At 40.3% G+C, this 16,134-nt stretch carries 12 protein-coding genes; 10 read left to right on the forward strand and 2 right to left on the reverse strand.

Annotated elements, in window-relative coordinates:
• The first annotated feature begins 106 nt into the window (after positions 1-106).
• From ME1_RS02000 to ME1_RS02015, 4 genes are all read left to right on the forward strand, one after another.
• On the forward strand, positions 107-1,288 hold the full coding sequence (locus ME1_RS02000) for a COG4223 family protein (protein ID WP_004862542.1): 1,182 nt from the start codon (positions 107-109) through the stop codon (positions 1,286-1,288).
• 11 nt (positions 1,289-1,299) lie between these two features.
• Entirely contained in the window at positions 1,300-2,862 is a 1,563-nt protein-coding gene (locus tag ME1_RS02005; protein ID WP_004862545.1) for a heme biosynthesis protein HemY, read from the forward strand.
• 95 nt (positions 2,863-2,957) lie between these two features.
• Positions 2,958-3,704, forward strand: a complete 747-nt coding sequence (locus tag ME1_RS02010) for a glutamine amidotransferase (RefSeq protein ID WP_004862547.1) — start codon at positions 2,958-2,960, stop codon at positions 3,702-3,704.
• Between the two features lie 147 nt (positions 3,705-3,851).
• Complete coding sequence (locus tag ME1_RS02015) at positions 3,852-4,904, forward strand: DUF2125 domain-containing protein (RefSeq protein ID WP_196792795.1); 1,053 nt, start codon at positions 3,852-3,854, stop codon at positions 4,902-4,904.
• Between the two features lie 180 nt (positions 4,905-5,084).
• Here the strand turns inward: ME1_RS02015 and ME1_RS02020 are convergent, their stop codons facing one another.
• Positions 5,085-9,773, reverse strand: coding sequence for an NAD-glutamate dehydrogenase (locus ME1_RS02020; protein WP_004862551.1), 4,689 nt, complete (start codon positions 9,771-9,773; stop codon positions 5,085-5,087).
• A 256-nt stretch (positions 9,774-10,029) separates the two neighbouring features.
• On the opposite strand from ME1_RS02020, the gene ME1_RS02025 reads away from it, so the two are divergent.
• The 4 genes from ME1_RS02025 (at position 10,030) to rpsP (ending at position 13,238) form a co-directional block, all read left to right on the forward strand.
• Positions 10,030-10,674, forward strand: coding sequence for a carbonic anhydrase (locus ME1_RS02025; protein WP_004862552.1), 645 nt, complete (start codon positions 10,030-10,032; stop codon positions 10,672-10,674).
• Between the two features lie 266 nt (positions 10,675-10,940).
• Positions 10,941-12,509 (forward strand): signal recognition particle protein, encoded by a 1,569-nt coding sequence (gene ffh / locus ME1_RS02030; RefSeq protein WP_004862554.1) that lies wholly within the window; start codon positions 10,941-10,943, stop codon positions 12,507-12,509.
• A gap of 24 nt (positions 12,510-12,533) precedes the next feature.
• The gene (locus ME1_RS02035) at positions 12,534-12,842 is read left to right on the forward strand and encodes a chorismate mutase (RefSeq protein WP_004862556.1); all 309 of its coding nucleotides are present in this window, start codon (positions 12,534-12,536) and stop codon (positions 12,840-12,842) included.
• 33 nt (positions 12,843-12,875) lie between these two features.
• Positions 12,876-13,238, forward strand: coding sequence for a 30S ribosomal protein S16 (gene rpsP / locus ME1_RS02040; RefSeq protein WP_004862558.1), 363 nt, complete (start codon positions 12,876-12,878; stop codon positions 13,236-13,238).
• 128 nt (positions 13,239-13,366) lie between these two features.
• On the opposite strand, the gene ME1_RS02045 is transcribed toward rpsP, so the two are convergent.
• On the reverse strand, positions 13,367-13,585 hold the full coding sequence (locus ME1_RS02045) for a DUF1674 domain-containing protein (RefSeq protein ID WP_004862560.1): 219 nt from the start codon (positions 13,583-13,585) through the stop codon (positions 13,367-13,369).
• An 83-nt stretch (positions 13,586-13,668) separates the two neighbouring features.
• Between ME1_RS02045 and htpX the strand changes: the two genes are divergently transcribed.
• Together htpX and ME1_RS02055 are read left to right on the forward strand one after the other, a co-directional pair.
• Entirely contained in the window at positions 13,669-14,709 is a 1,041-nt protein-coding gene (gene htpX, locus ME1_RS02050; protein WP_004862562.1) for a zinc metalloprotease HtpX, read from the forward strand.
• 41 nt (positions 14,710-14,750) lie between these two features.
• A complete protein-coding gene (locus ME1_RS02055) occupies positions 14,751-16,118 on the forward strand; it encodes an RsmB/NOP family class I SAM-dependent RNA methyltransferase (RefSeq protein WP_035011676.1) in 1,368 nt (455 codons plus the stop codon).
• The last annotated feature ends 16 nt before the right edge of the window (positions 16,119-16,134 follow it).

A 16,134-nucleotide genomic window follows, 5' to 3' on the forward strand; every position in this document is an offset into this window, starting at 1 on the left:
AGATTGTAAAACAAGCTATGATGTTTGAGAAAAGCTTCATTTTTAAAACTTTTTTCATTTTATTATTTTATCGTTTAAGTGAAAATGTGCACAAAAAGTGACTAAAATGGTAGATTCTTCAAAACCAAAAACTAAACCGCATTATGTTGGTACCCGCCGTAAAAAGCCTGTGATTGAGCATGAAGCTGTGCATCCTGATTCAGAACAAGTAAAAAATTTAGCAGAATTGGATGCTATAGACAAACAGAGCAACAATATGCTGTTTCAATCCATATCTCCTATGACTTGGCTGTATTTGTTTCTTTCAGGAATTTTAGGTGGTCTCATTGCTTTAGGTCTTTTCATAGGGTTGCAATGGGCGCGTGTGCTTCCTTCTTCTTTCGTGGAAAATCGCGTTGGAGGAGAAAAAGCTTTGCAAATTGCTGAAATTGCAAAAAATCAAGGTGAAGAAACAATAAAGCAATTAGCACATGTGCTTCAAGAAATTGATACATTGAAAACAAATTTTTCTTCTTTTTCATCACATCAGGTTGAAACAATTCAAACTGATGAAATATCGCAAGAAGAAAGCAGAAAAGCTTTGACTGCTTTGGAAGAAAAAGTGAAAAGTCTTGAAGAATCTATGCAATCTTTCGTTGAAGTATCAAAAGATATGGAAACAGCTTTATCCGTTGGACAGAATAATGCAAATGCTCTTGCTATTTTAAAACAACGTTTAGAAACTCTGCAAAAAGATATTGTTGTTAAAAATAGTGAGAAAAACGAAAACAACACTGCACTGTTTATTGCTATCAGTTCTCTAAAAAATGCTGTAGAGCGTGGGGGATCTTATATCAATGAATTGAAAACAGTACAGCAATTATCTCCTTCATTTGATGGACTTGATTTGTTACAAGAAACAGCCACTATAGGTCTTTCAAGTTCTGCACAACTTTCAGCTCTGTTTGCCAATGTTGCGGATGAGATTGTTCGTGTACAAAATACTGTTGCCTCAGATGCTGGTTTTTCTGAGCATATTTTGGCATGGATAAAAGGTTTGATTGTTTCACGACCTGTTGGAAATGTTAAGGGCATGACGCTGGGAGCAATTGCAGCGAGAATGGAAGTTGCTATTCAAGCAGGTGATTACGAAAGAGCTTTGAGTGAATGGCAAACATTGCCTCAAAATGCAAAAGATATTTCGGTGGACTTTGTTCATCAACTTGAAAGACATATTGCTGTTCATCAACTTCTTCAACAGCTGCTGGTCTCTGTGCAACAGGGATCTCTTAAGGCAACGAAGAGGTAAATAGGCTCAAGATGATACGTGTTTTTATTTATAGTTTTGTTGTATGTGTAATCGGACTGGCTTTTGGGTGGGTTGCTAATCATAATGGTGTTTTTGTCATAACATTTTTGCACTTGCGATTTTCTGTTTCATTGCTAACAGTTTTATGTGCACTTATTTTATTTCTTGGAATTTTAGCGCTTTTATGGTGGCTTTTATCTGTCCTTTTTTCCGTACCTAGTGCCTTATCTCATTATTTTTATCACCGTCATAAAAAGCGTGGTTATCAAGCTCTTTCACAGGGGCTTCTTGCTGTTTTTGCGGGCGATGGTATTTTAGCGCAACAAATGGAAGCACGTGTTGCTAAATACCTTGCAGGTAAACAGGAACCGTTGGCAAAACTCTTACAAGCTCAAACCTTGTCTTTGCAAAATAATTCTGCTTCTGCCATCAGTCTTTATGAGGAGATGAGAAAAGAAACACCAACAAAATTGGCGGGGCTTTATGGATTGTTTCGTGAAGCTCTTAAGAGCAAAGCTTATGAAGCAGCGCAACAATATGCAGAAGAAGCATTGGCTTTATCACCAGCACTTTTGTGGGCGCATCAAGCTGTGCTTGATCGATTGAGTGTTGAGGGGCAGTGGGATAAAGCACTGGCTGTTTTTGAACGCGCGCAAAAAGCTTTACCGCGCTCAACCCGTTCAACTGTGGAGCGTCAACATATACAGGCTTTGCTGTTCAGTGGGCAGGCTCTTCATCTGCTTGAAACACATCCCGTAGCAGCGCGTGCAGCTATTTTGAAAGCACATAAATTGGCACCTGATTTTATTCCAATTGTAGTCATTGCTGCTGATATTCTTTATAAACTCAATGAAATGCGCAAAGCTGATAAAATGATTATTACAGCTTGGAAAAAGGAACCTCATCCTGATTTAGCGGCGCTTTATCTTGAAAGAGAGGAAGGAGCTGTTGGGCGATTGAAAAGGGCTAAAACACTTGCTTCTTATAATAAAGATACATTTGAAGCGGCTTTCCTTATTGCCAAAGCTGCTTTGGATGCTGGTGAAACAGTATTGGCAAGGGAACAGGCCGAAAAAGCACTTCAATATCATCCACGGGAAAGTGTTTATTTATTGTTGGCAGACATTGAAGAGGCACAAGGAAATAATCAGGGAGCAGTGCGTCAATGGCTTTCTTTGGCACTTCGTGCTGAACGTGATCCGGTGTGGATGTGTGATGGGACTGTCTTCCCTTCTTGGTCAGTGGTTTCTCCAATAAGTGGTCGTTTGGGCTGTTTTGAGTGGAAAGCACCACCCTGCCTTCCTCCTCTTACATTGGAGGCTACCGATATTGTGTCAAAAAAACAAGATAAAGAAAATATTGTCGAAAAAAGTGCTGATGTTGAAGCTAAGATACTTGAAGAATTACCTCCTGTAGATGATGCTTTTTTGCATCATGCACAAGTAAAAAAACAAGATACAAAAGTTCATGATGTCAAGATATTTAGTAAAACTCACTTAAATGTTGATGATCCGGGGGTTAAAACAGAAGAAGAAGGTGCATTTTTGTCGAGAAAGAAATTTCGTTTCTTTTAAATAAAGAAAGTTGTAAGGAATATTGTTCGCCAAAATTATTTTCTTGTATTTGAGAAATAAAATTTTACTTTGTTGCAGAAGTGATTGGTTAAAAAATGTTTTTACATCAAAGGTGTCTTGATAAAAAGCAAAGAAAGTGCAAACCAAGAATTGCGGTGGTTATGCATCGTCGCTCTACATATACTGGTCGTTTGGGAAAATTCTTGCAACAAAGTGGTTTTGTGCTTGATGTTTATCGCCCTCTTTTTGGACAAAAGCTCCCCTGTACATTAGAACACTATGCTGGTGTTGTTATTTTAGGGGGGCCGATGAGTGTGAATGACAAGGATGCCTATATTGGTGAGGAAATTGATTGGATTTCCCTATCGCTGAAAGAAAATAAACCATTTTTGGGTATTTGTCTTGGTGCACAAATGTTAGCACGAAATCTAGGGGGACGTGTTGGTACAAGAAGTGATGGAACTGTTGAAGTTGGCTGGTATCCATTAGAAGCAACCTCACAAGGAAAGGCATTGATGAATTGGCCAGAAATGGTTTATCATTTTCATGATGAAGGGATTTATGATTTACCTAAGGAGGCGGTGCTTTTAGCAACAGGACATACATATCCTACACAAGCGTTTCGTTATGGGAAAAATGCGTGGGGTTTGCAATTTCATGCTGAATTCACACGTGCTATGATGCGGCGTTTAGTGGTTCGTTCAGCACATAAATTGACCGAAAAAGGGGCTCAGCCTGCTTCTGCACATTTGAAAGGTCGTTTAATCTATGATCAGGCTTTAAGCCAATGGTTTGAAAATGCATTGCAAAAAATCTTTTGTGTACCTGTTACACAGGCGTGAAAATTAAGAAATTTGTTCATCTGAGATAAGGAAAGTTTTCATTTTGTCTATGTTCTCTCAATTGACATCACTACGGAAAAGTCTTTCTTTGAGCACTTTGCTTTGCGGGCTATTTTGTCTTGTTCTGGTACTTATTTACAGCTCACTCTGGTTTTTTTTTCACGTAAAATAGAGGATCATATTTCCAATCTATTCGCTAAGGCCTCTGCTCATGATATGACGCTTGTGTGCGAGCATTTGGATAAGAATGGTTATCCGTTGCGTATTGGTGTTGTTTGTGATCAATTTCAGTTCGTTTGGCCTTTGCACGGGATTTCCCTATCAACGGAACGTTTAACGGTTGGTGCACCAATTTATGCTCCTCATTTTGTAGAGTTTAATGTTCATTCCCCTACATCAATTGTTTTTTCTGGAAAAACGCCTATCGCATCACACTGGCGCAATCTAGTGATTGAAACAGAACCTTATTGGAGAACGGGGAAGACATTTAAACTGATGGTTGAAGGGCTTGAAATTTCCACCATCGCCTCTTTTGAGGAACAAAAACCTCAAGAAAAATTGGAACCACAAACGAAAAACAAAAATACAATGCAGGAAAAGGCTGGAGAGCAAACATCTTTAACAGATGTTCAAGATGTGATTGTGCCTTTATTAAATCAAGAGAATGTGCCCCAAAAAATAACAGCAGAATTTTTTCGACTCGATCTTAAACATGAAAAGAATCATTTATCGGGGCATATTACTTTCGATGATTTTGATTCTTCTCTGTTGTTTGCACCTTATTTTGTTGATTTTCCAAAAATTGATGGCAATTTGAAATGGATTTTCAATGATATGGGTCATTTATTTGAAAATGGAAAAGACAGTTGGAAAAAGCACTTATATGGGAAAAGTGGACTTTTAGAGCACGGTGAGTTGATTTTTCATACAGGTGGCGTATTGCGTGTCAGTGGACCTTTTTCCTTTGATGATGAAGGATATTTAACAGCAAACTTTGAGCTTGTCTTTGTGAAGCATATGGAGCTTCTTACGACTCTGCAGCGTTTGTTTCCTGAGCAAGCTAACAATCTGCAAGCTTTATTTTTTGTTTTGGGTGTGATGCCTAAAAGTGCAGATGGTAACCCCGTTCTCCCCTTGGTGATTACCCATGGATGGGCAAAATTAGGGTTTTTAAAACTAGGACGCATTACTCCACTTTAAGTTTAAGTTGTATCTTAAAGTTATGCCATCAATCTACCTGCTAAAATAAAGTCTTTTAAGTTCTCTGCCTCAAAATGTAAATGGCAACCAGATTTTCCCCTTGGTTATTCCCCCATGGATGGGAGAAATGAGGGTTTAAAAACTTAGCTGTCTTGCTTTATTCTAAGTCTGAGGTGTATTTTAAAGTTGCGCAATCATCCCTGCTGCGAAAGTAAATCGAGAAATATTAAGATCATTTTCAATGAGAGCACCAATGCGATTTGTTACATTGTGAATTTGGTCTTCTTTTGTTTGGCTCCAAGCTGCGAACGGATCTTCCTTTGCTCCATAATCTTTCAGGATTTTCATAACAATTTTTCGTAAGCTTTCAGCAATGTTTTCTTTAGCTTGGCTTAAGGCCATACTATCATAATAATCAAGTACAGGAATTGTTCGACTTGCTTCATTAATGCGGTTTATACGGATGATTTGAGCAAGTGAGAAATAAATCTCTGCGGTTTTAATAAGATCACTGTTGCTTTGTTTTGCAATAAAAGAAATGTCACAAATTATGGGAGCAGCTTCCAAGAGAGCCAATTGTTTTGCTAAAGCTTCAGCTGCTCCTTCTTCTCTATAATGTATCGTTTTTTCTCTAATTTTTTGATTAATATCCTTGTCATTGGAATATGACAGCAGTTTTTCAATAACAGTACGGGCTTGCTTCATTGTTTTCACAAGTTCTTCTAATGGAATCGAAAGATCCATATTACGCAATCCCCAATTTGTTGTTTCAAAAAGCATTGACGTAATGGCTGCGTAGAATTTGTTTTGGACAAGACCCGGTATTTTATTATCCAGCTTATCAATTTGATCAGATAATTGAGATATTTCAAAACCATCGCACAGTGTGATGAAAACGCGAATAATATTTTCAATCTTTTGTTCTGTTGCATCTTGGAGGCGATTAACAAAAGTAGGTCCACCGCGATTCACAATATCATTGGCGATGAGAGTTGCAATAATATTACGACGTAATTGATGATGAATGATTTCTTTCTCAAAGTTTGTTTGAGTTTGCGTTGGAAAATAGTGCAACAAAATTGTATCAAAATAACGCTCATCCACAATGGGGCTGTGGGCGATTTCTTCTTTGAGGGTTAATTTAGCATATGCCAAAAGAACGGCGAGTTCTGGACGCAGAAGTCCTTGGCCTTGTGTTGTTCTTTGCCGCAAAGTTTGTTCATCAGGGAGAATTTCAACTCTGCGATCTAAAAGTTTTTTCTGTTCCAAATCATGCATAAAGCGTATTTGATAAGGCAAATCCGAAACACTTTGGCTTTCAGCTAAAGAAAGAGCAAGGGGTTGTAGATAATTGTTGCGTAGAACTAATTGTTCAACTTGTGGAGTCATTTCTTTCAAGAGTTCATTACGAGCTTCGCGTGTAAGCGTTTTTGCTCGAAGTGCTGATGCTAGAACAATTTTGATATTGACCTCAACATCTGAACAATTAACACCTGCGGAGTTATCAATGGCGTCCGTATTGCAACGCCCTCCATTTAAGACATATTCAATCCGACCACGTTGTGTAACACCAAGATTAGCTCCTTCACCAATGACTTTTGCACGAACTTGGTCACCAGTAATGCGTATTGCATCATTTGCACGATCCCCTACTTGTGCATCCGTTTCTGTTGTTGCACGGATATAAGTGCCAATGCCGCCAAACCACAAAAGATCAACGGGTGCTTTGAGAAGTGCAGAGATAATTTCAAAGGGGGTTCCGGTTTGTTTTTCAAAACCAATAGCTTGTGCGGCTTCAGGTGAAAGAGTAATGGTTTTCATTGTGCGTGAGAAAATACCACCGCCCTTTGATAATTTTGTTTGATCGTAGTCCTGCCAACTTGAACGAGGAAGTTGAAAGAGACGCATACGCTCTGCATAGCTTTCAGTTATGTTTGGATTTGGGTCGATAAAGATATCGCGGTGATCAAAGGCAGCAATAAGTTTTGTTTGTTTGGAAAGAAGCATTCCATTGCCAAAAACATCACCAGACATATCACCAACACCAATACAGGTGAAGGGAGTTGTTTGAATATCATGATCAAATGATTCTCGAAAATGTCTTTTAACCGCTTCCCACGCACCTTTCGCTGTAATTCCAATGGCTTTGTGGTCATAGCCTGCTGAACCTCCAGAGGCAAAAGCATCATCAAGCCAAAAATGATTCGCTTGGCTGAGAGCGTTGGCTGTATCAGAAAATGTTGCTGTGCCTTTATCTGCAGCAACAACAAAATAAGGATCGTGTCCATCATGACAGATGATATTGTGTGGATTGCTTATTTTGCCATTAACCAGATTGTCGGTGATGGAAAGCAAAGCCGTGATAAAGTCAATATAAGCTTGTCGTGCAGCTTCTATTACGACAGCACGGTCATTCGTTTGAGGAAGGCGATGAGGATAAAACCCCCCTTTTGCGCCAACAGGAACGATAACAGCATTTTTAACCTGTTGAGCTTTGACTAAGCTCAAGACTTCAGTGCGATAATCGAGTGCACGATCAGACCAACGAATTCCGCCACGAGCAATAGGACCAAAACGCAAATGAACCCCTTCAACTTCTGGTCCATAAACAAAAATTTCCCGATAGGGACGCGGTTCAGGCAAACCTTCAATTTGGCGAGGGTCTAATTTGGTTGCTAAAATACGCCGTGGGGTGCTATCTTGAAGGGGGGTAAAGGCATTGGTTCGTAAACTTGCCTCAATAAGATTACGATAACGGCGTAAAATGAGATCATCATCTAGCCCTGATACATTTTGTAATTTTTCTTCAATGCGTTGTTGAATGATCTGTTGATTTTCTTCCCGCTCTTTTTCTGTATGGCTTTGATGAAATTTCAAATGAAATAAAGAATAAAGATCTTGGGTAATATCAGGGTAAGCGTTTAAAGTTTGAGCAACGCGATCTTGTGAGTAAGGAATTCCGGCTTGTTGGAGATATCGTCCATAATGGCGCAAAATGACAATCTCACGCCAATCAAGCGCTGCTGTTTGGGTTAAAGCATTAAAGGCGTCATTATCAGCATTCTGAGACCAAATTGCTTCGAATGTTTCGGCATGCTTTTGATTGTTTTTGTCAAAATCGATACAGAGTTGGAAAGCGCTTTCTAGTTGCATATCATGAAGGTACACAGAGTGTCCGTTGCTATCTGGTAATTCAAGCGTTTGTTCAGCAATGACCCGAAAACCCATATTTTCAAGAAGTGGTACACGTTTGGAAAGGGCAAGAGCTTCGTGGCGGTGAAAAAGCCGCAGAGAAATATTTCGTTTTTCTTTTTTGTGTGCATAATAAAAAGTGACGAAAAGAGGCTTTTTATCATTAAGACTTAAAATATGACCTGCATCTTCAATGGCGTCTTCAGCGGAAAATAAATCACGGTAGCTGTTGGGAAATTGGCTAGCCAGACGCATTTGTTGGTCTGTCGCTTTGCGGGTTTGAGCTATGGTTTGAACACTGTCTTCCCAACTTTGTGCTATGGAACGAACGTTTTCCTCAAGTGTCATGCGCTCAATAATAGGGGCACTTTCGCTTCCTTTACGATGGATGATATAATGGACGCGGATGAGTGTGCTTTCTAAAAATAGCGGATAGGATTCAAAAAAATCACCTTTATAAGTTTCAACAAAATATTCGCCAATTTTTTCGCGAATGTTGCTGCTATATTGATCACGGGGCACATAGACAAGGATAGAAACAAAACGTCCAAAAGAATCAGTATGTGCAAGAACGCGTAGACGAGGACGTTCGTCTAATTGTAAGATCAGTTTGGCATTTTCTGTTAATGTTTCAACGTCGGAGCGAAACATTTCGTCTCTTGGATAGGTTTCTAAAACACTGATGAGTGCTTTCCCAGAATAGTCTGCGCGGTTGTATCCAAGGCGTTGAATGATGGTTTTGGCTTTTTCTTTTAAGAAAGGAATTTGCAAAATAGAACGCGTATAAGCTGAGGAGGTAAATAATCCTACAATACGTAATTCTCCACACAGCTTGTCTTCTTTATCAAAGATTTTAAGACCAATATAATCGAGCCAAACAGGACGATGAATTTTTGAGCGACTGTTCGCTTTTGTTACAATAAGCAAATTATCGCTTTCCATAAAGGATAAGATTTCTTGGGGGGGTTCTTCCACGCGTGCATCACCAATAATGCGGATAGAGGCATCTGTAAGAATACCAAGCTCAACATCACTTGCTATAAAGGCTTTTGTGGGTTCTTGGTTTTTGATAAAATGATAAGTGCGCATGCCAAGAAAGATGAAATTATTGTCCATCAACCAGTTAAGGAATTCAATGGCTTTTTCGCCCTCTTGTTTGTAGTGCTGTGGGAGGCTTGTTTGATAGGCATGAATATGCTTTTCGACTTCTTCAAGCATAGATTTCCAGTCTTGTACAGCGGCATTGACCTGTTCAAGGACGAGGGCAAGCTCCTCTTTGAGTTTTTGTATTTGCTGTTCGTTTAAAGACTCGATGTGAATTTGCATCAGGCTGATGCGCTGTCCGGAGACACAATCAAGAACGGGGTGCGCAATCAAATAAATATGATTTTTGTTCTGATTGAAGACATTCAAAATAGAATCGAGCAAGAAGGGCTTGTTATCGTTTACGAGCGTGATGACAGTTATAGGTTTATTGTTACGGGTCAAATTTTGTTCAAAACAAATGATTGTTTTTCCTGCTTGGTGGAGATTAAAAGCCTCAACAGCAGAGGTTGCGGCTTTTTGGAGTTCTTTGTTTTCGTAACAAGCGATATCTTCTTTATCGGTATGAGCAAAAAGGATTTGTTCTATTTTATCTTGATTGTTTTTTGTTTCTGATGCTTTTTGTTGTAACACAATAATCTTCCCTTTTTGCTCTTAGGGGTCTTTTCTTCATGGAAGTAGACCATTATATCATTTTTTGCACTGTAACACCTTCTGCCTAAAGAGAATAGTTATTTATTCGGGGAAAGGTAAACTTGTTTCTTCTATTTCATAGTAATAATTTGTTATCTTAAGGGAGTAATTGTGCATGGATGAAAGGATATTTTTAGTATTTTTATATGTTAAGAATCTATTTTATATAAAGAGACAAAATGAAAGTAAGTAAAGAATGACGCATTTGCCAGAAAGACTTTTAAGCGGTTATCGGTCCTTTATAAAAAATCATTTTTCATATAAAATGGCACATTATCAACAATTGGCGCTTGAAGGGCAGAAACCTGAAGTTTTGGTTATTGCATGTTGTGATTCGCGCGCAGTGCCAGAAACGATTTTTGATGCCAAGCCTGGTGAAATTTTTACACTGCGCAATGTGGCAAATTTAGTCCCGCCTTTTTCTCCTGATAACCAATATCATGCAACATCTGCAGCTCTTGAATATGCTGTACAATTGCTTGAAGTTAAGCATATTGTTGTTTTTGGTCATGCGCATTGTGGAGGGGTGAGTACTGCTCTTAAAGAGACGTGCAAGTCTTTATCATCAAAAGATTTTATTGGTCAATGGATTGACCTTTTAGCACCAGCAGCGCAAATAGTTGTGAGCAATAAATCATTGACTGTTCCAGAACAGCAGATCGCATTAGAGCAGCTTTCTATTTATCATTCGTTGAGAAATTTAGAAACATTTCCATGGATAAAGACCCGCAAAGATCAGGGTGTTTTGACATTACACGGAGTTTGGTTTGATATCTCAAGCGGTGAATTGTGGAGTATAGAACAAGATACAAGTTGTTTTGTGCGTGTTGAGGTTGGGTAATTTTTAAAGTGTAAAGTTCTCTTTCTTTTAAAATAAACTTTTAAAAGTAAAACTATTATATGATAAATCTTGACAAAGGTATGGTTTTATTGTTTGAAAGAACAAGCTTTCAGTGACCAAATTAATTTGGAGCAACCGACTGAGACCCCGTTTAAGGGTATAAAGAGATCTCAGAGGTCAACATCCGACGGCGCGATGCGCTCTTGGATGTCATTTTTGTTTGTTTGTTATGCAGCTCTGTTTGTTATGCAGCAATGAGGTAGAGAATGTTTGAATCCTTACAAGAACGGCTTGGTTCCATACTGTCTCATTTGACAGGGCGTGGAGCTTTGTCGGATCAGGATGTAGCAGAAGCACTGCGCGAAATTCGTCGTGCTTTGTTAGAAGCCGATGTTGCGCTTGATGTCGCTCGTTCTTTTACCGATAGGGTTCGTGAAAAAGCTGTTGGAGCCGAAATTGTTAAATCAATTAAACCGGGCCAAATGGTTGTTAAAATTGTTCATGACGAATTGGTTAATGTCCTTGGAAATGAAGGCGTTTTGAGTGATTTAAATGCACCGGCTCCCGTTGTTATTATGATGATTGGTTTGCAAGGTTCCGGAAAAACAACGACAACAGCAAAGCTTGCAAAGCGTTTCACTGACAAACACAATAAAAAAGTTCTTATGGCGTCATTAGATACACGCCGTCCTGCGGCGCAAGAACAACTGCGCCAATTAGGAGAACAGGCAAAACTTGCAAGTTTACCTATTATTGCAGGGCAGTCTCCCGTCGATATTGCATCACGTGCAGTACAGGCAGCAAAATTGGGCGGTTATGATGTGCTGATTCTTGATACAGCAGGACGTAACCATATTGATGAAGCTTTGATGCTTGAATTGGCTGAAATTAAAGCTTGTTCCCTTCCTCATGAAATTATGTTGGTTGCTGATAGTCTTACGGGGCAAGACGCTGTTCATCTTGCTCGTTCTTTTGATGAGCGTGTGGGAATTACAGGAATTATTTTAACACGTATGGATAGTGATGGCCGGGGTGGTGCCGCTCTTTCAATGCGTGCTGTTACAGGAAAGCCGATTAAAGCAATTGGAATCGGTGAGAAAATAGATGCTTTGGAGGAGTTTCATCCTCGTCGTATTGCTGATCGTATTCTCGGAATGGGTGATATTGTTTCTTTGGTTGAAAAAGCTGCTGAAACAATGGATCATGAAAAAGCAGCTGCTTTTGCAAAAAAAATGCAGGCTGGAAAATTTGATCTCAATGATCTTGCAGAACAATTGCATAAAATGAAAAAACTGGGTGGAATGGGCGGCATTATGGGAATGTTGCCGGGTTTAGGGAAGGTAAAAGATCAAATTGCTGCTGCGGGACTTGATGACCGTTTGTTTAATCGTCAATTGGCTATTATTTCGTCTATGACACCTCTAGAGCGCGCTCATCCTGAAGTTTTGAAACATAGCCGCAAGAAACGGATTGCTAAAGGGTCTGGTACAAGTGCTGCTGATATTAATAAGCTTTTGAAAATGCATCGCCAAATGGCTGATATGGTCAAAGCCATAGGAGGTAAAGGCAAGAGTGGTTTGATGGGGAAAATGTTCGGAGCACTTGGTTCTAAGATGGGACTTGGTGGTATGGGAGCGGGTGGCGGAGATTCCGGAGCACTCCCTGATTTATCAGGATTTGATTCAAAGCAATTTTCAGCATTTCAAAAAAAAATTGAAAGTGGTAATGGGGGCAAGGTCTTACCTGGTCTTCCAGGGCGTGGACTTACATTTCCTGGTCTTTCCAATAGCAGTGCCGATAGGGGAAATTTTCCTCAGCATCCCAAGAAAAAATAAGATGCGGAGAGGGAAGGAAAGATAATGCAGGAAAAAATGTTGGATGAATTGGCACATTTGCGGGCGTCCATTGATAATTTTGATGCAGCGTTGATTCACATTTTGGCAGAACGGTTTCGTTGTACAAAGGCTGTGGGGCACTTAAAAGCCCGTTATGATTTGCCTACAGTTGATCCTCTGCGTGAGCAGAGCCAAGTCGCACGGTTGCGACAATTGGCAAAAGAGAGTCATTTTGATCCCGATTTTGCTGAAAGATTTTTGAAGTTTGTCATTAAAGAGGTTGTGCGGCAGCATGAAATTATTGCTGAAGAACAAAAAAGTAAATCAATTTAAACGAAAGCCAGGACTGACAATAGGAGATAAAATATGGCATTAAAAATTCGTTTGTCCCGTGGAGGTTCAAAAAAACGTCCTTACTATCATATTGTTGTTGCGGATGTTCGTAGTCCGCGCGATGGGCGGTTTCTTGAGCGTGTTGGTGCATGGGACCCAATGTTGCCTAAAGATGGACCGCGTGTGAAACTTGATGAAGAACGTATCCAATATTGGCTTGGCCAAGGGGCGCAGCCAACAGATCGCGTTTTACGATTTTTGGATGCGGCTGGATTGAAAAAGCGTCCAACGCGCAATAATCCGCACAAAGGTGAGCCTGGCAAAAAAGCACAAGAACGTATAGCTGCTGCAAAGCAAGCTGCTGAAGAAGCTGCTGCTGGAGCAGAAGAAGCGTGATTGTTGTTAGAATATAATCAGTTGTGCCTTTAAAAGCTTTATAAAGTAATAGTTGTTGTCCGTTTTTGTTTATCAAAAACGGAACTTCTTTGAAGGGTGTTTGATTTTTTAAAGTCAATCTTGTTGATTTAAAAATCAATAGCGCGGCCTTTAATTTCCCAGTCTCCATAGCGTGAAGGATCTTTGCCGCCGCGTCCACCGTTTTCTACAGGCTTTTCTTCGTGAGTTTCACTTTTACGTCTTTCTTCAGCTTCATGCAGGGCACGTTGTGCTGCGGAAGAGAGGGATTGCTGCTGCTTATCACGCATTGCTTTTTGTTGACTTGTTTGCTCATCTTTTTTAGTCATTTTAACCTTATTCCATTGAAGAAGCAGAAAGAAAACCCCATCATATAATATAAATTGTATTTTATCATGGAGTTTTTTGAGTAATGAACATAATGCGTACAGCCATGCTTTTGGCTTTTATGACCGCTCTTTTTATGGGAGTTGGTTATCTTGTTGGAGGGGGCGGGGGTATGATCATTGCACTTTTGATGGCAAGCGGTTTAAATTTTTTTTCTTATTGGAATTCGGATAAAATTGTTTTACGCATGTATGGTGCGCGTGAGGTTGATCAGCATTCATCGCCGATTTATTATAAAATTGTAAGAGATTTAGCTAGGAAAGCTTCTCTTCCTCAACCAAAAGTTTATGTTATTGAGAGTGCACAGCCAAATGCTTTTGCCACGGGACGCAATCCTCAAAATGCGGCTGTTGCTGCAAGTACTGGATTGTTAGAGCAGTTGAGTGCAGAGGAAATTGCCGGTGTTATGGCACACGAGTTAGCACATATTGAGCATCGTGATACGTTAACAATGACGTTGACTGCAACGATTGCGGGAGCAATTTCAATGCTTGGGAATTTCGCTTTTTTTATGGGGGGAACACGTAATTCTTCAGAACATTCTCATGGTGGAGGGCTTGGGGGTGTGATTGCTTTGCTTGTGGCGCCTTTTGCAGCGATGCTGGTGCAAATGGCTATTAGTCGCACGCGTGAATATGCTGCCGATCGCCGAGGAGCTGAAATATGTGGTAATCCGTTATGGTTGGCTTCTGCGTTGCGTAAAATTGCTGATGGCGGACATGGGGTATATAATGAGGAGGCAGAGCATAATCCAGCAACAGCACATATGTTTATTATCAATCCCTTGAGCGGTGAAGGAGCTGATAGCCTTTTTTCTACCCATCCGGCGACGGCAAATCGTATTGCTGCTCTTTATCAGCAAGCAGAAGAGATGAAGGGAAAAATGGTCAAAAGTATGGGTTGGAATGAAGAAGGCAGCTTGCATGAAAAAAGCAAGGGCTTGGATTATGAAGATTTCAGTCAGAGTGCTCCAGCCGATATTTTAGATAGTCAGGGAAAAAATGCTTTTCAGCGCGTTACAAAACGTCCTTCTTGGCTTCGTTACGAAGATAAAAAGAGATCTTGATTATAAAGCTCTTAAGAGGGCAAAGACGTAAAGGTATTGTTTTGAAACACAAGAAAGCGGGGCATGTGTCCGAAAAAAATGTTCCTGGATTAGCTGTTCGGCAGTTGTGTGTTCGTCTCCTAGGGGCGGTGCTTGATAAGCATGCATCTCTTTCTGGTTTAACAGATAATGAACATGGACATCCACAATATTTGGGACTTTCACATCGAGATCGCTCATTGTGTCGAGCCATTTTGATAGCGGCATTGCGTCATAGAGGGCAGATTATAGCTGCTTTATCACGCTTTTTAAAGCGGCCTTTGCCCTCTCAAGCCCTTTCACTTCAGCATCTTTTGCATGTTGGTGTGGCACAAATTCTTTACCTTGATGTCCCGGATCATGCTGCTATTGATTTAGCTGTGCGTGTGGCTAAACTTGATCCCCGTATGCACCGTTTTTCAGGGGTGGTGAATGCTCTTTTACGAAATGTTGCACGTGAGGCAGATTTTTTACGTCAACAAGTCCCTACCATTGAAGGGGTGCCGGAATGGTTTGGACAGCTTTTGGTTTCAACTTACGGAAAAGAAAAAGCTGATCAAATTTTGACAATTCAAAGTCTTGAACCTCCTCTCGATTTGACAGTTAAATCCGATAGTGTTGAGTGGGCTAAACAGCTTGGGGGTATTGTTTTGCCCAATGGTTCCATTCGGATGAGTGGTTTGGATTGTTCTGTTAGCGATCTACCAGGCTATACAGAGGGGGCTTGGTGGGTTCAGGATTTTGCGGCGGCGTTGCCTGCTTACTTACTTGGCAATATACGGGGAAAAAAGGTTGCTGATCTTTGTGCGAGCCCTGGGGGAAAAACAGCACAATTGGCTTTGCAAGGGGCTGATGTGACAGCGGTTGAACTCTCTGCTAATCGGGTAGCGCGTTTAAAGGCAAATATGGAGCGGCTTCATTTTACAGTCCGCATTTGGCAGGGGGATGTAAGAAATTTTCAACCCCAACAGCTTTTTGATGCTGTTCTTCTTGATGCTCCTTGTTCTTCTACAGGAACAATACGTCGTCATCCGGATATTTTATGGACAAAATCAATGGGCGATATCGCCAAGTTAGCAGCGTTGCAATATGATTTGCTTTCAGCGGCAATTGCTTTGGTAAAGAAAGGGGGGCGTATTGTTTTTTCCAATTGTTCCCTAGCAAGGGAAGAAGGTGAAGATCTCATTGAGAAAATTTTATCGGAACGTGATGACATTGTTTTAGAGCCTATTGGCAGGGAAGAAATGGGCGCTTTGGCGCATTTGCTCTCACTTCAGGGAACTTTACGAACAACACCTGCGGATTTTTGTCATCAAAGCTTTGATGCTGAGAATGATCTGTTTTTAGGAATGGATGGTTTTTTTGCAGCGCGCTTGCGGAAAGTGGCTTAATTAACGGTTCATTTAC

The organism is Bartonella vinsonii subsp. arupensis OK-94-513, assembly GCF_000278235.1.
GTDB classification, from domain to species: Bacteria; Pseudomonadota; Alphaproteobacteria; order Rhizobiales; family Rhizobiaceae; genus Bartonella; species Bartonella arupensis.